General features: G+C 65.2%; 21 protein-coding genes. 13 read left to right on the top strand and 8 right to left on the bottom strand.

What is annotated here, in order from left to right; all coding sequences use genetic code 11:
• Positions 1-106 precede the first annotated feature (106 nt).
• Complete coding sequence (locus IVB26_RS30385; RefSeq protein ID WP_247968737.1) at positions 107-727, top strand: glutathione S-transferase family protein; 621 nt, start codon at positions 107-109, stop codon at positions 725-727.
• A gap of 148 nt (positions 728-875) precedes the next feature.
• Here IVB26_RS30385 and IVB26_RS30380 read toward each other — a convergent pair whose 3' ends face one another.
• Positions 876-1,790 (bottom strand): LysR family transcriptional regulator, encoded by a 915-nt coding sequence (locus IVB26_RS30380; RefSeq protein ID WP_247968736.1) that lies wholly within the window; start codon positions 1,788-1,790, stop codon positions 876-878.
• A 92-nt stretch (positions 1,791-1,882) separates the two neighbouring features.
• On the opposite strand from IVB26_RS30380, the gene IVB26_RS30375 reads away from it, so the two are divergent.
• From IVB26_RS30375 to IVB26_RS30355, 5 genes are all read left to right on the top strand, one after another.
• A complete protein-coding gene (locus IVB26_RS30375; RefSeq protein ID WP_247968735.1) occupies positions 1,883-2,320 on the top strand; it encodes a nuclear transport factor 2 family protein in 438 nt (145 codons plus the stop codon).
• Between the two features lie 53 nt (positions 2,321-2,373).
• Positions 2,374-2,541: a DUF1127 domain-containing protein gene (locus IVB26_RS30370; RefSeq protein ID WP_247973308.1), complete on the top strand. Its 168-nt coding sequence runs from the start codon at positions 2,374-2,376 to the stop codon at positions 2,539-2,541.
• A 133-nt stretch (positions 2,542-2,674) separates the two neighbouring features.
• Complete coding sequence (locus tag IVB26_RS30365) at positions 2,675-3,259, top strand: biliverdin-producing heme oxygenase (protein WP_247968734.1); 585 nt, start codon at positions 2,675-2,677, stop codon at positions 3,257-3,259.
• Entirely contained in the window at positions 3,256-5,802 is a 2,547-nt protein-coding gene (locus tag IVB26_RS30360; RefSeq protein WP_247968733.1) for an HWE histidine kinase domain-containing protein, read from the top strand. Before IVB26_RS30365 ends, IVB26_RS30360 begins: the two co-directional genes overlap by 4 nt.
• Before the next feature lie 258 nt (positions 5,803-6,060).
• Entirely contained in the window at positions 6,061-8,070 is a 2,010-nt protein-coding gene (locus IVB26_RS30355; protein ID WP_247968732.1) for a methyl-accepting chemotaxis protein, read from the top strand.
• 57 nt (positions 8,071-8,127) lie between these two features.
• Here IVB26_RS30355 and IVB26_RS30350 read toward each other — a convergent pair whose 3' ends face one another.
• The 3 genes from IVB26_RS30350 to IVB26_RS30340 form a co-directional block, all read right to left on the bottom strand.
• Positions 8,128-8,814, bottom strand: a complete 687-nt coding sequence (locus IVB26_RS30350) for a glutathione S-transferase family protein (protein ID WP_247968731.1) — start codon at positions 8,812-8,814, stop codon at positions 8,128-8,130.
• A gap of 132 nt (positions 8,815-8,946) precedes the next feature.
• Positions 8,947-9,273, bottom strand: a complete 327-nt coding sequence (locus tag IVB26_RS30345) for a hypothetical protein (protein WP_247968730.1) — start codon at positions 9,271-9,273, stop codon at positions 8,947-8,949.
• 171 nt (positions 9,274-9,444) lie between these two features.
• Positions 9,445-10,575: a site-specific DNA-methyltransferase gene (locus IVB26_RS30340; RefSeq protein WP_276578700.1), complete on the bottom strand. Its 1,131-nt coding sequence runs from the start codon at positions 10,573-10,575 to the stop codon at positions 9,445-9,447.
• Positions 10,576-10,988: 413 nt separating this feature from the next.
• Between IVB26_RS30340 and ypfJ the strand changes: the two genes are divergently transcribed.
• The gene (ypfJ, locus tag IVB26_RS30335; RefSeq protein ID WP_247968728.1) at positions 10,989-11,924 is read left to right on the top strand and encodes a KPN_02809 family neutral zinc metallopeptidase; all 936 of its coding nucleotides are present in this window, start codon (positions 10,989-10,991) and stop codon (positions 11,922-11,924) included.
• Positions 11,925-12,053: 129 nt separating this feature from the next.
• The gene (gene moaB, locus IVB26_RS30330) at positions 12,054-12,617 is read left to right on the top strand and encodes a molybdenum cofactor biosynthesis protein B (protein ID WP_247968727.1); all 564 of its coding nucleotides are present in this window, start codon (positions 12,054-12,056) and stop codon (positions 12,615-12,617) included.
• Between the two features lie 205 nt (positions 12,618-12,822).
• Here moaB and IVB26_RS30325 read toward each other — a convergent pair whose 3' ends face one another.
• Both IVB26_RS30325 and IVB26_RS30320 read right to left on the bottom strand, forming a co-directional pair.
• On the bottom strand, positions 12,823-13,782 hold the full coding sequence (locus tag IVB26_RS30325; RefSeq protein ID WP_247968726.1) for a bifunctional helix-turn-helix transcriptional regulator/GNAT family N-acetyltransferase: 960 nt from the start codon (positions 13,780-13,782) through the stop codon (positions 12,823-12,825).
• Between the two features lie 60 nt (positions 13,783-13,842).
• The gene (locus tag IVB26_RS30320; RefSeq protein WP_247968725.1) at positions 13,843-14,418 is read right to left on the bottom strand and encodes a glycosyltransferase family protein; all 576 of its coding nucleotides are present in this window, start codon (positions 14,416-14,418) and stop codon (positions 13,843-13,845) included.
• Positions 14,419-14,740: 322 nt separating this feature from the next.
• Here IVB26_RS30320 and IVB26_RS30315 point away from each other — a divergent pair, with 322 nt between their 5' ends.
• Positions 14,741-15,580, top strand: coding sequence for an RMD1 family protein (locus IVB26_RS30315; RefSeq protein WP_247968724.1), 840 nt, complete (start codon positions 14,741-14,743; stop codon positions 15,578-15,580).
• Positions 15,581-15,688: 108 nt separating this feature from the next.
• Here IVB26_RS30315 and IVB26_RS30310 read toward each other — a convergent pair whose 3' ends face one another.
• Both IVB26_RS30310 and IVB26_RS30305 read right to left on the bottom strand, forming a co-directional pair.
• Positions 15,689-16,882, bottom strand: coding sequence for an acetate/propionate family kinase (locus IVB26_RS30310; protein WP_247968723.1), 1,194 nt, complete (start codon positions 16,880-16,882; stop codon positions 15,689-15,691).
• Between the two features lie 2 nt (positions 16,883-16,884).
• On the bottom strand, positions 16,885-19,299 hold the full coding sequence (locus tag IVB26_RS30305) for a phosphoketolase family protein (RefSeq protein WP_247968722.1): 2,415 nt from the start codon (positions 19,297-19,299) through the stop codon (positions 16,885-16,887).
• 210 nt (positions 19,300-19,509) lie between these two features.
• Between IVB26_RS30305 and IVB26_RS30300 the strand changes: the two genes are divergently transcribed.
• The 4 genes from IVB26_RS30300 to IVB26_RS30285 all read left to right on the top strand — a co-directional run bounded on the left by IVB26_RS30300 (position 19,510) and on the right by IVB26_RS30285 (position 23,821).
• Complete coding sequence (locus IVB26_RS30300) at positions 19,510-20,688, top strand: PA0069 family radical SAM protein (protein WP_247968721.1); 1,179 nt, start codon at positions 19,510-19,512, stop codon at positions 20,686-20,688.
• 22 nt (positions 20,689-20,710) lie between these two features.
• Positions 20,711-21,166, top strand: a complete 456-nt coding sequence (locus IVB26_RS30295) for a VOC family protein (RefSeq protein WP_247968720.1) — start codon at positions 20,711-20,713, stop codon at positions 21,164-21,166.
• A gap of 73 nt (positions 21,167-21,239) precedes the next feature.
• The gene (locus IVB26_RS30290; protein ID WP_247968719.1) at positions 21,240-22,085 is read left to right on the top strand and encodes a ribonuclease HII; all 846 of its coding nucleotides are present in this window, start codon (positions 21,240-21,242) and stop codon (positions 22,083-22,085) included.
• Between the two features lie 227 nt (positions 22,086-22,312).
• Positions 22,313-23,821 carry a glycosyltransferase family 39 protein gene (locus IVB26_RS30285; RefSeq protein WP_247968718.1) on the top strand — a complete coding sequence of 503 codons (1,509 nt, stop codon included), beginning with the start codon at positions 22,313-22,315 and terminating at the stop codon, positions 23,819-23,821.
• The last annotated feature ends 115 nt before the right edge of the window (positions 23,822-23,936 follow it).

Below are 23,936 nucleotides of genomic sequence, written 5' to 3'. Positions count from 1 at the left end.
TGACGCGTCTTCGCATAGCAGGGCGGCGGTGGGCAACTGCGAAGAGCTCGCCTATGGACGGCGCGGACGAGGGCCGATAACCTCCGGTTTTCCCATGAGGTCCGCCATGCTCAAGCTCTACTACGCCACCGGCACCTGCGCGCTCGCCACCTACATCACCCTGGAGGAGGCCGGCGCCGACTACACGGCTGAACGGCTGAGCTTCAAGGACAACCAGCAGAACAGCCCGGACTATCTCGCGATTAACCCGAAGGGCCGCGTGCCGGCGCTGGTGACCGATCGCGGCGTCCTCACCGAGACGCCGGCGATGCTGGCTTACCTCGCGCAGACGTTCCCGAAGGCGAAGCTCGCGCCGCTCGACGATCCCTTCGACTTCGCCCAGGTGCAGTCGTTCAACTCCTATCTCTGCTCGACCGTGCACATCAACCATGCCCACAAGATGCGCGGCGCGCGCTGGGCGACGCAGGAGAGCTCGTTCGCCGACATGAAGGCTAAGGTCCCGCAGACCATGGCCGCCTGCTTCGTGCTGATGGAGCAGAAGATGCTTCGGGGACCCTGGGTGATGGGCGATCAGTACACGATCTGCGATCCCTATCTCTACACCCTCTCGACCTGGCTCGAAGGCGACAGCGTCGACATCAACGCAACGCCGAAGATCGCCGATCACTTCAAACGCATGTCGGACCGCCCCGCGGTGGCAAAGGTGATGGCCGCGCAGAAGGCGTAACGCGCGCCGGCTCATAGGGTGGGCAAAGGCGCGCAGCGTCGTGCCCACGATCTTTTTCCGGAACGTAGGGCGGGTAGCGAAGCGTAACCCGCCACTTCGGTTTCCAAACGGGAAGCCAGCGGCGGATTACGCCTTCGGCTAATCCGCCCTACGAAGATTTCTTCTCCAACGCCCGCCCCGTTTCCAGCATCAGCCGCCGCAACCAGATCGAGCCGGGGTCCATCTGCGCGCGGGTCGGATGGAACATGAACTGTTCGTCGATCCCAGGATCGAGCGGCGGCGTCACTGCGACGAGGCCGAGCTGCTTCGACAGCGCGGCGATCAGCCGGCGCGGCACGAAGGCGACGAGGTCGGTACGGGCGGCGACGTGCAGCGCTTCGAGATAGCCTGACACGGCCAGCGAGATGTGCCGCTCGATGCCCTTGGCCCGCAGCCAGGTGTCGATGAGATCCTCGGGCTGGCCGCGGATGACCACGCCGACATGGCGTGCGGCCAGGAACGCCTCGCGCCGTTTAAGTTTGGCGCCGATTGGATGGCCGCGCCGCACCGCCAGCGCGTCACTGTCGGTATAGAGCAATTGGCGATGAAACCCCTTGAACGCATTGCCGATCGCGATCACGAGGTCGATGGTGCGGGCGAACTCGGTGTGGAAGATCGCAGGTCCCCGCCATGGCACGACGTCGATGCGGACGTTGGGCGCAAGACGCGTCACCTTCTCCATCAGCGGCGGCATCAGCAGCTCGACTGCCAGGTCGGGCATCATCAGGCGGAATTGCCGCTCGCTGCGTGCCGCGTCGAACTCGTCAGGCACGAACAGTCCGCGCACCTGGTCGAGCGCCTGAGCGAGCGGTGCGCGCAGGGCCTGCGCCCGCGGCGTCAGCTCCATGCGCGCGCCGGTGCGCACCAGCAGCGGATCGCCGAGAATGTCGCGCAGGCGCTGCAACGCATGGCTCGCTGCCGGCTGGGACAGGCCCATCCGGAGCGCGGCGCGACTGACACTGGCCTCGCGCAGCAATGCGTCGAGCGCGGTCAGCAGGTTGAGGTCAAGCGAATTCAAATTCATAAGACGAATACATATCATATCTACTATCGATTTGAAGAATGTCGATCGGCCGGCGATGATCTCCGCGTTCTCACCAAAAAGGAGATGCCGCCATGAGCGCGAGCGCCAACAAGAAACTGATGCAGGATATTTTTGCCGCCGCCGCCAATCCCGATCCGGCCGCGCGCGATCGCGCCCTGTTCACCACAAGCCTTGCCGAGGATGCCAAATGGGTCGTGACCGGACAATATTCCTGGTCCCGCACCTTTGCGGGCAAGGAGGCGATCCTCAACGATCTGCACGGCTATGTGCGCACCCGCCTGCGCGACCGCACGCGCACGGTCGCGCATCGCTTCATCGCCGACGGCGATGTGGTCGTCGTGGAGGCCAAGGGCGACAACGTCACGCCTGAGGGCGTGCGCTACGACAACGACTATTGCCTGGTGTTTCGTCTTGAGGACGGCAAGATCAAGGAAATCCGCGAGTACTGCGACTCGATCCTGACCGAGAGGGCGCTGGGCCCGTTTCCGCAAGCACCGGCTGCGAGCTGACCGGCTTGGACGGCGTCGCGTCCACCGGCCGGCCCTGTCCGTCACGCCTCACGATGTTTGTGCGGGTGTGGCGGACGCTGGTGGACCTCGTGCGGGCCCGGCGCCAGCGGTCCCGGGTCCGATGCCAGCTCGCTGCGATGACCGAGCGGGAGCTTCAGGACTGCGGGATGACCCGCGCCGAGATTGCCTACGAACTGACAAAGCCTGTGCGGCGGAAATAGATCGATCAAGAGGAAACGCCGCCCGCGCCGCTTCCGGCTTGAATCCCGGACCCTCAGGAACCTTTGCAGCTCGGCCACGTTTTTGTGGCTTGCTGGGGCATCGCGCCCGAGACCGCGAGCTTTTGGGAATTGCATGCTGGTTGGGGCTTCGGACGTTACGAGACATGCGGGCCGCAGCTTTTCCGGTCTCCGTGAACGCCTGAGAGATGCGACGTCGGATGCCCATCGCGAGCTCGATTCGCAACTGTCAGCGTTCGATCTGACCGGTTTTTCCGGCTATCGCTGCTTTCTTCATGCCAGTGCCGGTGCCCTTCTTCCGCTCGAAGCCGCGCTGGTTGACGCCGGTGTGGAGGAGCTCTTTCCGGACTGGCCGGAGCGGTCGCGGAGCGCTGCCATTGCGACCGATCTCGAACGCCTGGGCGCAAGCGCGGCGGCGACGGTGTCCGTGCCGCCACTCACGCGCAGCGGCGTGCTTGGCACCATGTACGTGCTGGAGGGCTCCCGGCTCGGCGCGAAATTTCTGCTGAAGATGATTGCCGATGCGACCGATCCGCGCATCGGCGGGGCCACCAGCTACCTCCGCCACGGCACGGGCAAGCGGCTCTGGCAGAGTTTCCTGTCAAAGCTCGAAGACGAAGAAGAGTGCGACGAGGTCGAGGTGATCACGTCGGCGCGCGTTGCCTTTGCCGCGTTCGAGCGGGCGGCGGACCGCGCATGAACGAGGCGGTCGATCTCACCAATTGCGATCGCGAGCCGATCCACATTCCCGGCACCGTGCAGCCGTTTGGCTTCGTGCTCGTCGTGCTCTCGGATTTCACGATCTGCATGGCCTCGGACAATGCCGGCAGCTTTCTTGGAAGTGACTTCGCCGATCTGCTCCTGCAGCCGTTGTCGAGCGTCATCTCCGCAGCCGCCGTCGAGACCATCCGCAGCCGCGTCGATCATCTGAGCGGGCCGGATGCGACCGAGCGCCTGTTCGGTGTCGGGCTCCAGGCCGGCAAGCCGCTTTACGATCTCTCGATCCATTTCTCGGGCGTCTATCTCATCGTCGAGGCGGAGCCGAGCGTGCACGAGCCGGGCGTCAATTCCGGCGAGCTTGTCCGCCTGATGCTCGACCGGATCCGCAAGACGCGCGGCATGACCGACCTCGCGCGCGAGGCGGCGCGCCAGCTCAAGGTGCTGACCGGCTTCGATCGCGTCATGGTCTATCAGTTTCATCCGGACGGATCGGGCGAGGTGATTGCCGAGACCGCGGAGACGGGTCTCGAATCCTTCCTCGGCCTGCGCTATCCCGCATCGGACATCCCGAGGCAGGCGCGTGCCCTCTACCAGCGCAACTGGCTGCGCATCATCGCCGACATCAACGCCAGGCCGGCCGCTCTGATGTCGACGGCGACGCACAATGCGGGATTGCTCGACCTTTCAATGAGTGTGCTGCGCTCGGTCTCGCCGATACATATCGAATATCTGCGCAACATGGGGGTGGCTGCCTCGATGTCGGTGTCGATCCTGCGCGACGGCAAGCTATGGGGATTGTTCGCCTGTCATCATTATTCGCCGCGTTACATCTCGTTCGACAAGCGGACGGCCTCCGAACTGTTCGGGCAGATGTTCTCCTGGATCGTCGAGGGGCGCGAGCGCGAGGGCGACGTCGCCTATGAGGCCCGCGCCCACCAGGTCCAGGAGCGGTTGATCGAGATCGCGGCCTCGCACGAGCACAGCCGCCGCGCGATCGTCGACTTCCTCGGCGACTATCGCAAGATGATCGACTGCGACGGCGTCGCGGTGTGGTCCGACAACAAGATCGCGCGTCAGGGCGAGACGCCGACCGAGGACGAGGTGAAGGATCTCGTCGCCTTCATCAACCGGACCTCGCCGGGGCGGATCTTCGCCAGCGCTGATATCGCCAAGGTCTATGCCGCCGGCCAGGCCTTCCGTGATCGCGCGGCGGGATTTCTCGCCATTCCGATCTCGCGGACCCCGCGCGACTGCCTGATCTTCTTCCGGCGCGAGCTGACGCGTTCGGTGAACTGGGCCGGCGCCCCCGACAAGGTCTACGACGAGGGCCCGAATGGACCGCGTCTGACGCCGCGCAAGAGTTTCGAGCTCTGGCAGGAGACGGTGGAGGGCCAGTCGAGACCGTGGTCGACGGCCGACATCCGCATCGCCGAGAGCCTGCGCGTCACACTGCTGGAAGTGATCCTGCAATTGTCCGATCTCGCCGCGCGCGAGCGCCGCGGTGCCCAGGAGCGGCAGGAGTTGATGATCGCCGAGCTCAACCACCGCGTCCGCAACATCCTGAGCCTGGTCCGCGCGCTGGTGGCGCAGAGCAAGGACACCGCGATGAACGTCGAGGAGTTTGCCAGCGTTCTCGGCGGCCGCATCCAGGCCCTGGCCCGCGCCCATGACCAGATCACCAATTTGAACTGGGCGCCGGTGGCGCTGCGGACCCTGTTGGAATCCGAGGCGGGCGCCTATCTCGGGTCGCGCGCTGACCGCGTGAAGATCGGCGGGCCCGACGTGGCGCTCGATCCCAAGGCCTTCGCCACGCTGGCGCTCGTCGTGCACGAGATGATGACCAATTCCGCCAAATACGGCGCGCTCGCCGATTCCACCGGGAGTGTCGAGGTGGTCTGGCGCCTCGATCCCTCGTCGAGCCTCGTGATCGAATGGAAGGAAAGCGGCGGTCCGCCGGTGCAGCCGCCGTCGCGGCGCGGCTTCGGCACCACGATCATTGAGCGCTCGGTGCCGTTCGATCTCAAGGGCGATGCCGAAATCCGCTTCGACCTTCTGGGGGTGCAGGCGAAGTTCGTCATTCCCCCCAATTTCGTTGAATTGGTGCCGTCAATCGCAGGAGCCGCCATGCGCATCGAGGAGCAGGAGTCGAGCCGTCCCCGGATTTCCGAGACCGCGCTGATCGTCGAGGACAATCTGATCATCGCAATGGCGGCGGAGGTCATCCTGCTCGATCTCGGCGCCCGCCACGTCGACACCGCCGCAACCGTCGACCAGGCGCTGCGCTCGATCGAACGCACGCGGCCGAGCTTTGCGTTGCTCGATCTCAACCTCGGCAGCGAGAGCAGCATCAAGGTCGCGCAGAAGCTGAAAGAGATCGGCGTGCCCTTCATCTTCGCAACCGGCTATGGGGAGCGCGCGCCGCTTCCGGCGGAGCTAGCCTCCATGCCGGTCGTCCAGAAGCCGTACACGCTCGAAGTGGTCGAGCACGCACTCGGCAAATTGCAGCAGGCCAGCGCCCTCTAGAGGTTCGCGTACGACGCTATGCACGCCGCTGCGGATTCTTGCATGACTTCGCATAGCTGCCGATAAAATCAGCACATCTCATGTGCGGTGAGGCGCGCACGCGCGAGGAATTTGAAGGTTCAATTAACGAGTGTCATCCATTGTGTCGCGGTGCAGCGTGGGTCGCAAGGATGCGAGCGCGGCTGCCAGGGTGGCCGGTGACGATCGCCGGAAGCGTTCGGCCGCTCGAAGTGGAATGCATCTGGGTGGACAGTGGGAATGCCGAAGTTTCGTTTGCGGATCAGGGGACGCCTGTACGCAGGCTTCATGGCCCTGGTGGCGGTTGGTCTCGTGATGGCGGTGGTTGCCGTCTGGAATTTGTGGGCGGTGCAGGATCAGGTCGCAAGACAATCCGCGCTCTCGGACAGCACGGCGCGCGTGCTGGAGATCTCGACCCACCTTCAGGCAATCCAGCGCGCTAATCTGCGCTACGTCTACGATGCCAACGAGCCCGCGATGAAGGAAGCGCAAGAGCGCGAAACCGCGGCGACCGAGCTGTTGCGGGTCGGCGCGAGGGGGACGCTCTCGGAGGAGCGGCGGGCGCTCTACAACGGCCTCATCGACGACGTCGCCAAGATGCGGCGCCTGCGTGACAACCTCGCAGACGCCGTCAACGAGACGAGGACGGGCAAGGCGACGTTGCTGCCGAGCGGCGAGGAGCTGGCCGTCAAGATGGGCAAGCTGGTCGACGCGGCACGCGCAGCCGTCGACGAAGACACTGCGGCCCTGGTCGCCGACCTCGAATCCAGGATCCTCCTTGTTCGGGTCGCAAACTGGCGTTTCCTGGCCCTGCGCGACACCCAGGGGCCGGCCAACTTCCGGGCGAGTGTGGACAGGGCGGCGCAGCGGCTCGTGGCGATCGAAAAGAGCCCTCAGGCAGCGGAATTGCGATCCACGCTCGCGCCGGTGAAGACCTCGCTCGGCATCTACAAATCCGCGTTCGAGGCGACCTCCGCCGCGATGCTCCAGGCCGACGAGATCTATCACAAGAACCTCGCGCCCCTCATCGTCGACAGCATCGGCAGGCTCAAGGCCGCTGAAACGACCCTGAAGAAGGACTATCAGGACTCGCGCACCCATGCCGAAGCGGTGATCGCCGGCACGACGACCATTCAGGAGATTGCAGGCGGTCTGGCTATCCTGTTCGGCGGCATCGTCGCCTTCCTGATCGCCCGCAGCATCGTCGGCCCTCTGACCTCGATGACGAGCGCGATGGGACGGCTCGCCGGCGGCAATCTCGAGGTCGAGATCCCCGGCCGCGGCAAGGCCGACGAGATCGGCGACATGGCCAAGGCGATCCAGGTGTTCAAGGACAATATGATCGACACCGAGCGCATGCGCGCCGAGCAGAGCGAGCTCGAGGCGCGGCAGGCCGAAAGCCGCAAGAAAGACATGGTCAGGCTCGCCGACCAGTTCGAGCAGGCGGTCGGCGAGATCGTCGACACCGTGTCGTCGGCATCGAGCGAACTGGAGGCCTCAGCCGGCACCCTGACCACGACCGCCTCGCGGGCCCAGGACCTGTCGACGGAGGTGGCCTCCGCATCGCAGGAAGCCACCGCGAATGTCCAGGCGGTCGCCACCGCGACCGAGGAGCTGTCGTCCTCGGTCGGGGAGATCGCCCGCCAGGTGCAGGAATCCGCCCGCATCGCGGGCGAGGCCGTCGGCCAGGCGAGCAGGACCAACGATCGCGTCGGCGAGCTCTCCAAGGCGGCGGCCCGGATCGGCGACGTCGTCGAGCTGATCAGCACCATTGCAGGCCAGACCAATCTCCTCGCGCTCAACGCCACCATCGAGGCGGCGCGTGCGGGCGATGCCGGCCGCGGCTTTGCCGTCGTCGCCACCGAGGTCAAGGCGCTCGCCGAGCAGACCGCGAAGGCGACCGGCGAGATCGGCCAGCAGATCGCGAACATCCAGGCCGCCACCGAGCAGTCGGTCGGCGCCATCCGGGAGATCAGCGGTACCATCGAGCGGCTGTCCGAGATCTCCTCTGCGGTCGCCGCCGCGGTGGAGCAGCAGGGCGCGGCCACGCAGGAAATCTCGCGTAATGTACTGCAGGCCGCTCAGGGCACCCAGCGCGTCTCGACCAATATTGGCGACGTGCAGCGCGGGGCGTCCGAGACCGGTTCAGCCTCCTCGCAGGTGCTGTCGGCGGCGCGCTTGCTGTCGGCCGACAGCAACCGGTTGAAGCAGGAAGTTGCCAAGTTCCTGAGCTCGGTTCACGCCGCCTGAGCTGAAAAGCAAAGGGCCACGCGCACCCGCGTGGCCCTCAATTGCGGCGTGGCGCGATCAGGCCACTTTGGTCGTCATGTGCTTGAACATGTTGGCGCGCGCCTCATCGTCCATCTCGGCCTTGAAGGCGAACTTGTCCTTCAGCGCGATCGCGCGCGCGGCTGCCGGGCGCGCCGAGATCTCGTCCACCAGCCGCTTCACGTTCGGGTATCGCGCAAAGGCGTCGTCGCCGAGCTTGAACGGCAGCATCCGCGCCCAGCCCCACAGCGCCATGTCGACGATCGAGTAGCTGTCGCCGACCATGTAGCGGCGGCCTTCGAGGTGACCGTCGAGAATCTTGTAGTGGCGATCGGTCTCGTACTGATAGCGGTTATGGGCGTAGTCGTGGTTCTGGTCCTTCGGCGCAAAATGCTTGAAGTGCACCGCCTGGCCCGAATAGGGCCCGACGCCGGTGGCGATGAACATCAGCCATGACAGCATCTCGCCACGCACGCTGGCTGAGGGCAGGAACTTGCCGGTCTTCTCGGCGAGGTAGAGCAGGATGGCGTTCGAGTCGAACACGATCGTCCCATTGTCGTCGATCGCCGGCACCTTGGCGTTCGGATTGACCTTCAGATAGTCCGCCGTGAATTGCTCGCCCTTGCGGGTGTCGATCTTTACCGGTTCGTAGGGCAGGCCGGACTCTTCGAGATAGAGCGCGACTTTGGTCGGGTTCGGCGAACCGTTGAAATAGAATTTGAGCATCACACATCTCCCCAGTGTTTCTTGCCGAGAGCGAACGCGGCGTCATCGCCGCAGGGTCGTCTTCTCTTGCCCGAACCTCCGTAGGGAGGGCAACCGGCGAGTTTGCCGGGCGGTATCTGCGCCCTGCGCAGATCAGCCGGCGTAACAAAGGCCGATCGCCGCCGTAATGACCATCACCGCGCCGACCGCCTCCAGGCGCAGGCCGAGCCGTGTGGCGAGATGCATGTCGCCGGCCCGCGCCTTGCGCTCCGATCCGCGCGAATAGCCATGAACGATGACGTCGTGATTGAAATTGTCGTGAGCCTCGTTGCTGCTGGCGAGCCCGACGCAGATCACCAGCACGCCGAACAGCGCGAGGCCGAAGAATCCGAGCAGGGCGATCAGGAACATCGGAAACATGCCGACCAGGAAGATCGGCAGCAGCGGCACCAACAGCAATGTCTCGGACTGTCGTCGCATGGGAGCCGGCCGGTTAGGACGGGGCTGATGGGCGAATCTAGTCCTGACGGCGGCGGCATTCAAGGTGCCGTAGGTGGGCAAAGGCGCGAAGCGCCGTGCCCACGTCTTCGCATCAATTGGGCAGGACGTGGGCACGCTTCGCTTTGCCCGCCCTACGAGGGCAGAGGAGGCCTACTCCGCCGCCATGCCGGCGCGGATTTCGGCGCGCAGCTCGTCGATCAGCTTGAGACCCTTCTTGGTCTCGATGTGCCAGAACGTCCAGCCGTTGCACGCCTGCGCGCCTTGCGCCACCGCGCCGATGCGGTGGATCGAGCCGACCTTGTCGCCGAACATGATGGCGCCGTCGGCGCGCACCAGGGCGCCGAGCTTCTTCTTGGCGTCGAACAGCTTCGTGCCGGGCATGATCATGCCGCGTTCGATCAGTTCGGAGAACGCGACCCGCGGCGCTTCGCGCGCAGTCATGAACGGGGCGAGGCTTGCCTCCGGCAGCGGCTCGACCGCGGCGATGCGCGCTTCGGCGGCCTTGGCATAGATCTTGTCGCGCTCGAAGCCGATATAGGAGCGGCCGAGGCGCTTTGCGACGGCGCCGGTGGTGCCGGTGCCGTTGAACGGATCGATCACGAGATCGCCGGGTTTCGACGACGACAGCAGCACGCGCGCGAGCAGGCCTTCCGGCTTCTGCGTCGGATGCACTTTCTTGCCGTCGGCGCCCTTGAGGCGCTCCTCGCCGGTGCAGAGCGGGATCAGCCAGTCGGAACGCGCCTGCACGTCCTCGTTGGCGGCCTTGAGCGCCTCGTAATTGAACGTGTAGCCCTTGGCCTTTTCGTCGCGCGCGGCCCAGATCATGGTCTCGTGCGCGTTGGTGAAGCGGCGGCCGCGGAAATTCGGCATCGGGTTCGACTTGCGCCAGACGATGTCGTTCAGGAGCCAGAAGCCGAGGTCCTGCATGATCGCGCCGACGCGGAAGATGTTGTGGTAGGAGCCGATCACCCAGATCGTCGCCGACGGCTTCATCGCGCGGCGGGCCGCCAGCAGCCAGGCGCGGGTGAAATCGTCATAGGCGGAGAACGAATCGAACTTGTCCCAGTCGTCATCGACGGCGTCGACGTGGGATTCGTCGGGGCGCTTGAGATCGCCCTTGAGCTGGAGATTGTAGGGCGGATCGGCGAACACAAGGTCGACCGAACCTGCCTGAAGCTTCGACATCTCGGCGACGCAATCGCCGAGAATGATGCGATGCGAAGGAGACTCAAAATTTGTGCGGGGCGCCCTTGCAGACGCCCCGCGACGCGACTCTACCATGACTCAAGAACTCTGACTCAGGCGACGCTGTCGGCGACGCGGGACCAAACAACCGACTGACCGTTACAATGAAGCGGCAAAGTAAAAATCGACTTAACCCGCCGCTTTCGTGAGCAGGCCGCGCATCACTCCTCGCGTGCGATTCATCATGCGCATTCGTCGTGTTTTGCAGTGTATTTCGCGTTTCGTCGCATTGCGGGAGCGATCATGGCCCCAGAAAGGCGTCGAATTTCTCTCGGAAAAAATTGCTCGATCCTCGGAAAAAATTGCTGGCACCGGCATGCTGTCGCACTAGGCAATAATTGCCGAGCGGGATATTGATTAACGCAATGGAAATTTTACGTGTGTGGCGCGTTGAGCTTTCGCGCTTCTGCGTCCGAATGACGCCAATCGAGGACTGAGGAAAACCCGCCATGCGCTACGATGATTTCCGCCGCAGCGACGACATCGAGGATCGTCGCGATGATGGTGGCGGCGGCGGTGGAGGAGGCGGGTTCGGGCTGCCGATGGGGGGCGGCGGGCTCGGCATCGGTACCATTATCGTGCTTGGCCTGGTCGGCTACGCCTTCGGCATCGATCCGCGCATCCTGATCGGCGGCGCCGAGATCCTCACCGGCGGCGGCCAGGCGCCGAGCTACCAGACCGACCGTCAGTCCACCTCCGCCAAGCGCGGCGCGCCGACCGACGAGATGGGCAGCATGATCTCCGGTATTCTCGGCGAGATCGACGATCGCTGGAGCGAAATCTTCCAGGCCTCGGGCCAGTCCTACACCGGTCCGAAGGTCGTGCTGTTCCGCAACGTCACCAATGGCGGCCGCTGCGGCCGGGCGGAGTCGGCGATGGGGCCGTTCTATTGTCCGCCGGATCGCACCATCTTCCTCGATACCTCGTTCTTCCGCGAGGTCGAGACGCGCTTCCGCGGCTGCTCCGGCAAGTCGGCGTGCAATTTCACCACCGCCTACATCATCGCGCATGAAGCCGGCCACCACATCCAGAACCTGCTCGGCATCATTCCGCGCGTGACGCGGCTGCAGCAGCAGGCCGGCTCGAAGGCGGAGGCGAATGCGCTGCAGGTGAAGGTGGAGTTGCAGGCCGACTGCCTGTCCGGCGTCTGGGTCAATCGCGAGGCGAAAAAGCGGCCGAACTTCCTGGAAGCCGGCGACATCGACGCCGCGCTGACCACGGCGAGCGCGATCGGCGACGACACGCTGCAGCGTCAGGCCACGGGACGCGTCGTGCCGGATTCCTTCACCCATGGCTCGGCCGCGCAACGCAAGCAGTGGTTCATGACCGGCTATCAGCAGGGCACGGTCCAGGCCTGCAACACGTTCGGCGGCGGACAGATGTAGTTATCCGTCATCCTGAGGTGCGCGCTCTTGCGCGCCTCGAAGGATGGCGAGTCCGCGGCCCATCCTTCGAGGCGCGTAAGGACGCGCACCTCAGGGTGACGGCGGTGGGTGGGAGAGAAGGTGCAGCGAATGGCCTCCATCGACGAAGCAAAACAATTCATCCCGCTCAACATCGCGGTGCTCACCGTCTCCGACACGCGCGCGCTTGCGGATGACAAGTCCGGCCAGACCCTGACCGACCGCCTCCTGGCTGCCGGGCATCATCTCGCAGCGCGCGAGATTGTCACCGACGACGTCGAGGCCATCCGCACCGTGATCCGCCGCTGGATCGAGGACGCCGGCGTCGACGTCGTCATCACCACCGGTGGCACCGGCTTTACCGGGCGCGACGTCACGCCGGAGGCGATCGAGCCGCTGTTCGAAAAGCGCATGGACGGTTTCTCGATCGCGTTCCACATGCTGAGCCACGCCAAGATCGGGACGTCGACGATCCAGAGCCGCGCCACAGCGGGCGTTGCCGGAGCGACCTACATCTTCTGTCTGCCAGGCTCCCCCGGCGCCTGCCGCGACGGCTGGGACGGCATCCTTGCAGCCCAGCTCGACTACCGCACGCGGCCCTGCAATTTCGTCGAGATCATGCCACGCCTGGACGAGCATCTGCGAAGGCCGAAGGCGCAAGGCGCGACGGTGTAGCGCCGACACAGGTGCTCTTCCTTCTCCCCTGTGGGAGAAGGTGGCGCGAAGCGCCGGATGAGGGGTTCTCTTCACACGGAATGCGCGGAGACAGACCCCTCACCCAAGCGAGTCTGTATTTGCGAGCGGAGATGCCCTCTCCCACAAGGGGCGAGGGCACATCAACGAGCATCTCGCTAAGGCTTGCATCGTGCTCGTTGCGAGATCAGAGATCTCGCTCCCAGGTCTCGCCAATCAGATCGGCACCGAAGCTGTGGTGCTTCTCTTCCTTCACGAGCTTGAAGCCTGCGCTTTGATAGATGCCGCGTGCGGCCACCAGGATGCTCTGCGTCCACAGCGTCATCCTGCTGTAACCCCTTTCCCGGGCGCCCTGGATGCATTGCTCGACCAGCGCGCGGCCGACGCCGAGGCCCCGCGCTTTCTTCTCCACCTGCAGCAGGCGCAGCTTGGCGATCTCGTCCGTGGCCTTGACCAGAAAGATCGAGCCGACCGGCTCGCCACCCACTTCCGCGATCCAGCAGTGCTCGCGCGCGGCGTCGTAGTTCCTGATGAACTGTGCGCAGATCTCGGCGACCAGCGCCTCGTAGCTGATGTCCCAGTTGTAGTCCGCGGCATAGGCGGCGGCCTGGCGGGAGGTGACCCAGCCCATGTCGCCGACGCGATGGCTGCGTAGCATGAAAGAAGCGGGCTGGGTTCGACGTTGCTCCAGCACCGCCTCGATGGTCGCCATGGCCTGCGTGAGCCGCGTGGCATCGTCGGCCGAAAGCTGAGCCAGTATGGCGGCGACTTCGTTTTGTGAGCTCAGGTTCAGCTTGGCGTAGGTCTGGCGGCCCTTGGCGGTGAGGCTGAGCTGGTATTGCCTGCGATCCGCGGGCAGGGGCTTTCGCGTGATCAGCCCCTTTTCGTCGAAGTTTTGGACGATACGGCTGAGATAGCCGGGGTCGAGACCTAGTTCGAGGCCGATCTGTTTTGCCGCCAGGTCGTCGCGATGCGCGAGTTCATAGAGCACCCGGGCCTCGCTGAGCGAAAACGGGGTCTTTCCAAGGTGCTGGTCGAGCACACCGAGCTTGCGGGTGTAGAAGCGGTTGAAGGCGCGGACCGCTGCGATTTGATCGCCGGCGATCGGTTCGGCCGCCGGGGTTACCGGCGAAGAGCTGGATGGCATGGGACACCTCGATATTCGCCATTGTCAATTAATTATTTGACTTTGGCAAGTATCGCGGCTTCAGCCCGTCATGACGATCCGGCTGCGCAGCATGGTCCGGGACGAGCGGCCGAGCCGCCGGAGCAGCCGCGCTTCGGGGCGTCGGGCCTGCGGCGGGTAGCCGCCGATCCGGTCGTAATGGTCTCGCGCGATCAAAAGTCCCTGGTCGCTGAGCGGGCCGATAAGCGTGCGCGCGACGGCGCGGAGGATGTCGCGCAATCCGCGATCCGCGTAAGGCGAGCGCGCATAGCGGAATACCGCAGCACGGTCCCGTCCGCTGGTCGCGACGGCCTGGATGAACTGGGTGGTTTCCTCGATCCAGCCGGTTTCCAGCACGGCGCCCGCGGGCAGGAACATCAGCCACGGCGAGCGGGCCTGGAGTGCGCCGGCTGCGAGCGCGGCGCCTTGCGAGGATCCCTCGAAGCCGACGAAACGGCAGCCTGCGACGTCGGCAACGCGCTCGATAACGCCGGTGCGGGTGCCGTCGACCAGGAGCACCTCCCGGATGATTCCGGCGGCGGCGCCGGGGACCAGCGCGGCCAGAGTCGCCACCGCAGTCTGCTCGACGCCTTCGGTCGGAATGATGACGCTCAGCATGGATTAAAGCTTCAATGTCTGCACTTCGGGAGAAGCGTAGCTTGTTATGATGGTGTCATAAACACGTGGCGCTGCCGAGCGCAACTTTCTCGCGGCGCATCGGCGTCCGATGGTAAACTGCAGCAGCTGTCGCGGCCAAATGTGTCATGGGCAGGCTGGCAATGTTGCCGAATGTTTCGGCACAAGCCCATCCCGAGGGTGTTAACCCGTGGTTTCACGGCGGGATCGTGCGCCGCGCGGGCAGTTGGCTCCCTGCAAGGAGGATGCGCCTTGCAAGAAAGGTTCGGGAAATGTGTGACTTTGGTGCCGGCGGAGGCTTCATATGAACGCCGATCAACTCGCCGTTGGTACGGTGTCAACGTCGCCAAAGCAGGAGGCTGCGCCGACCTTGCGGATCCGGGCGCTGATGCTGGGCGACCGCATCAATGCCTCTGGCCTGGAGCTCGGCACGCTGGTGTCCTCGACGCCGGCCGCCTTCCGCGTCCATGCCGGTCTTGCCGTGATCTTCCGCTACGGCGTCGTGGTGCTGATCGGCCTGCTCCCTTCGGAGGAGAAGGTCCTCATCGACAACCTGAAGTCACGCGTGACCGGAGAGCTCAGTCCCTTTGAGGAGGAGATCGCACAGGCGCAGCTCTGCACCGATGAGGCCGCCGAGGCGATCCAGCCGGGCGGGCCGATCTGCCTCGCCAAATTCTCCGACGACCGGCTGCTGCTGGTTGCGGATGCGCTCGCCAAGAGCACGTCGCTGGCGCGCGACGAGCGCCGCGTCGCCGCGGTCTTCGACGTGATCGAGCCCTTTGCGCGGGAGCTCGCGGAATACGGCCGCACGCCGCGCCGGCGCAAGGGCATTCTGCAACTGATCGGCAATGCATTGCTGGTGCAGCAGCGCGTCGCCGGTCGCGTCGCCATCGCCGAGAAGCCCGACGTGCTCTGGGAGAAGCCCGAGCTCGACCGGCTCTATTCCCGTCTCGAAGACGAATACGAACTGAAGGAGCGCCTCGACACGCTCGAGCGCAAGCTCACCGCGGTGTCGGAGACCGCGAACGCGCTCACCGACATCATCGACACCCAGCGCTCGCTGCGCCTCGAGATCGCGGTGGTGGTGCTGATCGTGATCGAGGTCGCGATCGGGTGTTTTCAGATATTGTCGGGGACACATTAGGGCGGCGAGAGGGCTGTCTCTCCGCGAGTCTTATCGTAGGGTGGGCAAAGGCGCGCTTGCGCCGTGCCCACCAGACAGAGGTGGTGGGCACGCTTCGCTTTGCCCACCCTACGATACCTGGGTTTTCGTCCGCAGCATCGCGACGCAATGCCGTGCTATCACCTGTTCCTCATTCGTCGGAATGACGAACACTTCGACGGCACTGCCTCTTCCGCCGATCCGCTCGCGCGCTTCATCATTCGCAGCCGCATCGATCCGCACGCCGAGCCACGCCAGGCGCTCGCCGATCGCGCCGCGGATCTCCTTCGCATGCTCGCCGATGCCGCCAGTGAAGACCAGACAGTCCAGTCCTTCAAGCGTGGTGGCCATCATCGCGATCTGCTGTACCGCCCGGAAGACGAACAGATCGACCGCCTCTCGCGCAGCAACTTCCCTACTCGCGAGCAGTGTGCGCATGTCCGCGGAGAGGCCGGAGACGCCGAGGAGGCCGGACTCGTGATAGAGCAGGTGCTGGACCTCCTCGACCGTCATGTTCTCGTGCTGTTGTAGATAGAGCAGGACGCCGGGATCGATCGTGCCTGAGCGTGTGCCCATCACGAGACCGTCGAGCGGCGTCAGCCCCATCGTGGTGTCGATGCTGCGGCCGTCGCGCAGCGCGCAGAGGCTGGCGCCATTGCCGAGATGCGCGATGACGGTGCGTTTTGCGACGAGCTGCGGCGCGATCTCGGCCAAGCGGCCCGCGACATATTCGAAGGAGAGGCCGTGGAAGCCGTAGCGCCGGACACCGCGCTCCTCATAACGCCTCGGAATCGCGAAGCGGCTCGCGGGCGGCGCGAGGCCGTGGTGGAAGGCGGTGTCGAAGCACGCGATCTGCGTCAGCGCAGGCCGGATCGCGGTGAACCTACGAACCGGCGCGAGGCATCGCGGCTGGTGCAGCGGGGCCAGCGGCGTCAATGCCTCCAGCTTCGCGGTGACGTCGTCCGTCAGTGTGACCGGGCCTGAATAATCGGGCCCGCCGTGAACGATGCGGTGGCCGACGGCGCGCAGGCTGCGTTCGCCGAACCGGTCCTCGATGAAGGTCAGCACGTCGGCGAACAGATGGCCACCGTCGGCGTCCGCCGCTTCTCTTCGCGTCTCGAACAGGTCTTCGCCCGCGGGGCTCTTCACGACGAGCCCAGGCTTTGCCTCATGCTCGTCGAGCAGGCCCTTGTAAAGCAGGGTGGGCTCAGTCGCCGAGATCTCGAACAGGCCGAACTTGATGCTCGACGATCCCGAGTTGAGGACGAGGACCGTTTCCGACATGGCTAGTCGCCGGCCTCAGTCGGGGTATTGCCGCCGGAGCTGTTGGGCCAGACCCAGTCCTGGACCTCGGGCATGTCCTCGCCGTGCTCCCTCACATAGCGCGAATGCTGGATCAGCTTGTCGCGGAATTGCTGCTTGGCCTGAGCCGCCTTCGCCGCGAGCCCGGGCACGCGTTCGATCGCCTCGATCGCGAGGTGATAGCGGTCGAGCTCGTTGAGCACGACCATGTCGAACGGCGTCGTCGTGGTGCCTTCCTCGGCAAAACCGCGCACATGCATGCCGGCATGGTTGGTGCGGTTATAGGTCAGCCGGTGGATCAGGTATGGATAGCCGTGATAGGCGAAGATGACAGGCTTGTCTGATGTGAACAGGCTGTCGAAGTCGCGGTCGGACAGGCCGTGCGGATGCTGCTCCTGCGGCTGCAGCGTCATGAGATCGACGACGTTGACGACGCGGATCTTCAGGTCCGGCAGCGCCTTGCGCAAGAGATCGACGGCGGCGAGGGTCTCCAGCGTCGGCACGTCGCCGGCGCAGGCCATGACCACGTCGGGCTCCTGACCTGCAGCTTCCGTACCCGCCCAGGTCCAGATGCCGATGCCGGCATCGCAATGCGTGGCCGCCTCCTGCATCGACAGCCATTGCGGCGCCGGCTGCTTGCCGGCGACGATCACGTTGACGCGGTTGTAGGTGCGCAGGCAATGGTCGGCGATCCACAGCAGCGTGTTGGCATCAGGCGGGAAGTAGATGCGGACGATATCGGCCTTCTTGTTGGCGACGAGATCGACGAAGCCGGGGTCCTGGTGGCTGAAGCCGTTATGGTCCTGACGCCAGACATGCGAGGTCAAGAGGTAATTGAGCGACGCAATCGGCCGCCGCCACGGCAGCTCGCGCGTGACCTTCAACCATTTGGCATGCTGGTTGAACATGGAATCGACGATGTGGATGAAGGCCTCGTAACACGAGAAGAAGCCATGCCTGCCGGTGAGCAGATAGCCCTCGAGCCAGCCCTGGCAGAGATGTTCGCTCAACACTTCCATGACGCGGCCGTCTTGCGCCAGATGCACGTCGTAAGGTTCGATCGGCTCCATCCAGACGCGTTCAGTCTCCTCGAACACCGCGTCCAGACGGTTTGACGCGGTTTCGTCCGGGCCCATGATGCGGAAGTTGCGCTCTTTCGCGTTGAGGCGGATGACATCGCGCAAAAATTTGCCGAGCTCGCGCGTCGCTTCGGCCATGAGGCCGCCGGGCTGCGGCACTTCGATTGCGAAGTTGCGGAAGTCCGGCAGCTTCAGCTCTTTCTTCAGGAGGCCGCCATTGGCATGCGGATTGGCGCCCATGCGGCGGAGGCCTTCTGGCGCGAGCGCCTGAAGCTCGGGGATGAGCGCGCCGCTTTCGTCGAACAGTTTTTCCGGCTCGTAGCTGCGCATCCAGTCTTCGAGCACTTTGAGATGGGCCGGATTTTCACGGCAGCCTGCGACGGGGACCTGATGTGCGCGCCAAAAGCCCTCGACCTTCTTGCCGTCGACCTCTTTCGGACCGGTCCAGCCCTTCGGGCTGCGCAGCACGATCATCGGCCAGCGCGGCCGCTCGACGCTTCCGCGCCCGTCCCGTGCGTGCTGCTGGATCGAGCGGATGCTGGCGAGCGCGACGTCGAGCGCATCCGCCATGGCCTGGTGCATCAATTTGGGCTCATCACCTTCGACGAACAGCGGCTCGTGGCCGAACCCGCGGAAGAGATCGCGGATTTCCTCGTCGCGCATCCGCCCGAGCACGGTCGGGTTGGCGATCTTGTAGCCGTTCAGATGCAGAATCGGCAGCACCGCGCCGTCATGGGCGGGGTTCAGGAATTTGTTGGAGTGCCAGGACGCGGCGAGCGGACCGGTCTCGGCTTCGCCGTCGCCGACCACGCAGGCAACGATCAAATCAGGATTGTCCAGCGCCGCGCCATAGGCATGCACCAGCGCGTAGCCGAGTTCGCCGCCTTCGTGGATCGAGCCCGGCGTTTCCGGCGCGGCGTGGCTCGGAATGCCACCGGGGAACGAGAACTGCCTGAACAGCTTGCGCATGCCGTCCGCATCGCGCGCGATATCAGGATAGATCTCGCTGTAGCTGCCTTCCAGATAGGTGTTGGCGACCATGCCCGGCCCGCCATGGCCGGGGCCGCAGACATAGAGCACGCTGACATCAAGCGTGCGAATGACGCGGTTGAGGTGGGCGTAGATGAAGTTCAGGCCGGGCGTTGTACCCCAATGGCCGAGCAAACGCGGCTTGATGTGCTCGGGGCGCAAGGGCTCGCGCAGCAGAGGATTGTCCAGCAGGTAAATTTGCCCGACGGAGAGGTAGTTCGCGGCGCGCCAGTAGCTATCAAGGAGACCGAGGTCGCTGCTCGCTGAGGCCGATTGTTGTTGCTTTGTCATGTTCCTGCTGACCTTCACCCGGCGATCGTCACCAACATTGTTCCGCGGCGATTGATCCCTGACCGGCATCAAACGAAATCGCCATGTCGGGCGTGTTGCGTGAGGTCAAAGGACCGCGCCCGAAATTTGGGCCGCAACTTTGCATGGGGTTGTTTTTCAGTTTTTCGTTTGTGTTCTTGATTTGTTCCTTTGCCGTGCTATCTTGGCTTCATGAGTCCAGCAGCATCCTCTCATGCTCACAAGCACCCGCCGGTCACGGCGCCCTCCGAGCCGGCGGGTGCGGACTCTGATTTTCCAGCCGATTTTCCAGAGCTCGGCGTCGCCATCGACCGCGCGCGCCGGAGAGGGCGGGGTGCGCAGTCGAATGCAAGCGGCCGCTTTGAGGCCGAGGCGCGCGTCGCCTTCGACGACGGCTGGCAGAGCCTGGAAGAGCTGCCGCCGTTCAAGACCAGTGTGGGGGTCGATACCTCGCGCAAGGTGATCACCCGCAACGACTCACCCGATATCGGCTTCGACCGCTCGATCAATCCCTATCGCGGTTGCGAGCATGGTTGTGTCTACTGCTTTGCCCGGCCGACCCATGCCTATCTCGGCCTGTCGCCGGGGCTTGATTTCGAATCGAAGCTGTTTGTGAAACCTGAGGCGCCCGCGCTGCTCGAGAAGGAGCTCGCCGCGACCGGCTATGAGCCGCGGATGATCGCGATCGGCGCCAACACCGATCCCTACCAGCCGATCGAGCGCGAGCGGAAGATCATGCGCGGCATCCTCGAGGTGTTGGAACGCGCCGGCCATCCCGTCGGCATCGTCACCAAATCCGCGCTGGTGGTGCGCGACATCGACATTCTCGCGCGCATGGCAAAGCGCAACCTCGCCAAGGTCGCGATCTCGGTCACCTCGCTCGATCCAAAACTGGCGCGCACCATGGAGCCGCGGGCCTCGACGCCGCCGAAGCGACTGGAGGCGCTGAAGCAGCTTTCGGACGCCGGCATTCCCACCACCGTGATGGTCGCGCCCGTGATCCCAGCGCTGAACGATTCCGAGATCGAGCGCATTCTCGATGCCGCCGCCCATGCCGGCGTCAAGGAAGCCTCCTATGTGCTGCTGCGGCTGCCGCTGGAGGTGCGCGATCTCTTCCGCGAATGGCTGATGGCGAACTATCCGGACCGCTATCGCCACGTCTTCACGCTGATCCGCGACATGCGCGGCGGGCGCGACTACGATGCGAAATGGGGCGAGCGGATGAAGGGCACGGGACCGATGGCCTGGACCATCGGCCGCCGCTTCGAGATTGCCTGCGACAGGCTTGGCCTCAACAAGCGGCGCTCAAAGCTTACGACGGATCACTTTGCGCGGCCGAAGCGGAGCGGCGATCAGCTCAGCCTGTTCTGACCGGGAGTGGAAGAGGCGTCGCATGAGCAAGCAACTCCAGCCTCCGCTGCCGCGGCTCACCGTCATCACGCTCGGTGTGAGTGACATCCGCGCCAGCATCGCCTTTTACGACGCGCTCGGCTTCTCGCGCCGGCTGAAGGCGACCGGAGAGGCCGTCGCGTTCTACGATACCGGCGGTCCGGTGCTCGCGCTGTTTCCGTGGAATCAGCTCGCGGCGGACGCCGCGTTGCCGGATCAGCCGAGGCCGACGACCTTTCGCGGCATGACGATCGCCTGGAACTGTCGGACACGGGACGAGGTCGATGCGGTGATGGCCTTCGCCCTCGGCAAGGGGGCGAATCTGGTGAAGGCCGCCCATGAGACCGATTACGGCGGCTATTCCGGCTATTTCGCGGACCCCGACGGCCATCCCTGGGAGGTCGTGGTCGCGCCCGGCATCGAGGTCGGCGAGGACCGGCGGGTGCATCTGGCGGAGTAGGCCAGCCTGAATAACGGGAATTGTCTGGGGTTCCCGGTTGCGCAGCCCGGGCCGCTTGCGCACCATCCCGGCCATGATTCGGGACAAGTCCGCCAGGAAGCCGGCCGCCAAAGACGCGGCAAAGCAGGACGCCGCCAGGAAGGCAGCGCCCTCGAAGGCGGCCAAGGCGTCGGCCGTCAAGGTCCCGGCCGGCAAGAAAGGCATCATCGCGATCGCGCCGCCGAGCTTCCGTCGCGAGCGCGCGCTGATCAAGCGCGGTGTCTGGCCGGTTGCGGGCTGCGACGAGGCAGGCCGCGGGCCGCTCGCCGGACCCGTGGTCGCGGCCGCCGTGATTCTCGATCCCGACCGCATTCCGCGCGGCATCGACGATTCCAAGCGCCTGACGGCCGAGGAGCGGGAAAGGCTGTTCGATAAGATCTGCGCCACCGCGCAGGTCTCGGTCGCCGTCGCCTCGCGCTCCCGGATCGACCGCGACAACATCCTGCGTGCCTCGTTGTGGGCACTGAAGCGCGCCGTGGTCGCGCTGCCCGACTCGCCGCGCCATGTGTTCGTCGACGGCCGCGATCGGCTCGACACGTCTTGCGACTGCGAGGCCGTGATCGGCGGCGACGGCATCGTCCTGTCGATCGCCGCGGCCTCGATCGTCGCCAAGGTGACGCGCGACCGCCTGATGTGCGCGCTGGCGCAGGACTGCCCCGGTTATGGCTTCGAGCAGCACAAGGGCTATGCCGTTCCCGAGCACCTCGACGCGCTTGACCGCCTCGGTCCCACCGTCCATCACCGCAGCTTCTTTGCTCCCGTCGCCGCCGCCCGCGCAAAGCATATGCCCTGGACGGTCGAGCCGGTGCAGGACCTGTTCACCGTCACCGAGGTACAGGTGGACGCCAACGTGGAAGTCGACGTGTCGGCAAATCTTTAAGGCTTAGCGCTGCTGATCCCTATATCGTCATGGCCGGGCTTGACCCGGCCATCCACACCTTACCCGCGGCACGAAGAACGTGGATGCCCGGGCCTTCGCCGCGCAGGCGGGACAAGCCCGGGCATGACGACTTGTGGCGGTTGCCACGACGCGCAGCGCCCATTATCAAAACAGATGTGAACGAATAGGGCCGGCTGGACGGGTTGGCTGCATCTTTCAGGCGTTGCATGCGGTTTACCTCCCTGGTCATCGAGCTCATTCGCGCCCGGCCGCGGCTGATCGTCTGGATCGTCGTGCTGCTCCAGGCCGCGATGTGGCTGTTCGTGGCGCTGGTGTTCTACCGCAGCCCGCCGGGCACCCTCGCGACGCTGCTGGCTTTCGGACGCGAATATCAGGTCGGCACCGAGCTCGGTCCACCTTTGCCGGTTTGGCTCGCCGACATCGCCTATCGCGCCGCCGGTGGCCACATGTTCGGCGTCTATGTGCTGGCCCAGCTTTGCGAGATCGCCACCTTCATCGCGCTCTATCATCTCTCCCGCGCCGTGGTCGGCTCGCAGCAGGCGGTGCTCGCCGTGCTCTTGACCATGACGGTGCTCGCCTTCTCCTCGTCGGCGCTCGACTTCGGCCCCCTCATCCTGGCCCGGCCGCTCTGGGCGCTGCTGCTGCTGCACTCCTGGCAGATCATCGGCCAGCGCCGCGGCAACGCCTGGTTCGCCTGGTCGATCGAGGCCGGCCTCTTGTTGCTGACGACGCCCGCGGCGATCTTTCTCCTGTTGCTGCTCGTGGTGTTCGCGGTCTCGACCGCAGGCGGCCGCCGGACACTGCGCGCGCTCGATCCGCTGTTTGCGCTGATCGTCGTGGCGGTTCTGGCGCTGCCCTATGCGGTCTGGCTGATGCGGGCCGAGACGCTTGCGATGCCGGCCCTGCCGCAAGTTGCGGAGCTGGGTGCCCGGGCCCTGCATGCGGCCTGGCTGCTCGGCGGCCTCGTGCTCGGGGCGGCCGCGATCCCGGCGCTGACCTTCCTCAACACCGGGCTGTTCGCCACCAAGGGCGAGGAGCCGCCGATCATCTTCCGGCCGCCGGTCGCGCCGCTCGCGCGCAACTTCGTCTATTTCTTCGCGCTCGCCCCGGTGCTGGGCGCAGCGCTGATCTCCGGCCTGCTCGGGCTCGACTCCGTCGTCGGTGGCGCCGGCGTCGTGCTGGTCATGACCGGGCTTGCCGTGGTCGTTGCGGCCGACGAGCTCATTGCAATGCGTCGCGCGCGGATGCTGCGTATGGTGTGGGCCGCTGCCGTCGTGGCGCCGGCCGTGGGCGTCGTGCTCGCCGTCCTGTTTCTGCCCTGGACCGGCACAAACGAGATCGCGACTTCGATGCCGGCGCGTGCGATCTCGGATTTCTTCGACGAGAGCTTTGCCCGCCGCACCAACCATCGCCTGCGCGCGGTTGCCGGCGAGACCCAGCTTGCGAGCCTGATCACACTGCATTCCGGCCGGCCGCATCTGTTCATCGACGCCGACCCCGCGCGCACGCCATGGATGACTCAGGCCAAGTTCAGCGAGACCGGCGGCGTCGTGGTCTGGCGCGCTTCCGACACCGCCGGCACGCCGCCGCCGGAGATCCTCAAACGCTTTCCCGGCATCGTGCCGGAAGTGCCGCGAGCTTTCGAATGGCTGGTGACGGGTCGGCAGCAATTGCTGCGGATCGGCTGGGCCATCGTGCGGCCGAAAGGGACGTGAGGCTGCACGCGGGCTCTTTCCGTCGTCATTGCGAGGAGCCCTTGCGACGAAGCAATCCAGGATCTTTCCGCAGAGGCACCCTGGATTGCTTCGCTTCGCTCGCAATGACGGGGAG

Origin of the sequence: Bradyrhizobium sp. 195 (assembly GCF_023101665.1) — a bacterium.
Lineage (GTDB): Bacteria > Pseudomonadota > Alphaproteobacteria > Rhizobiales > Xanthobacteraceae > Bradyrhizobium.
Note: the sequence above shows the minus strand (reverse complement) of the source record. Positions and strands in the feature narration are given on the sequence as shown.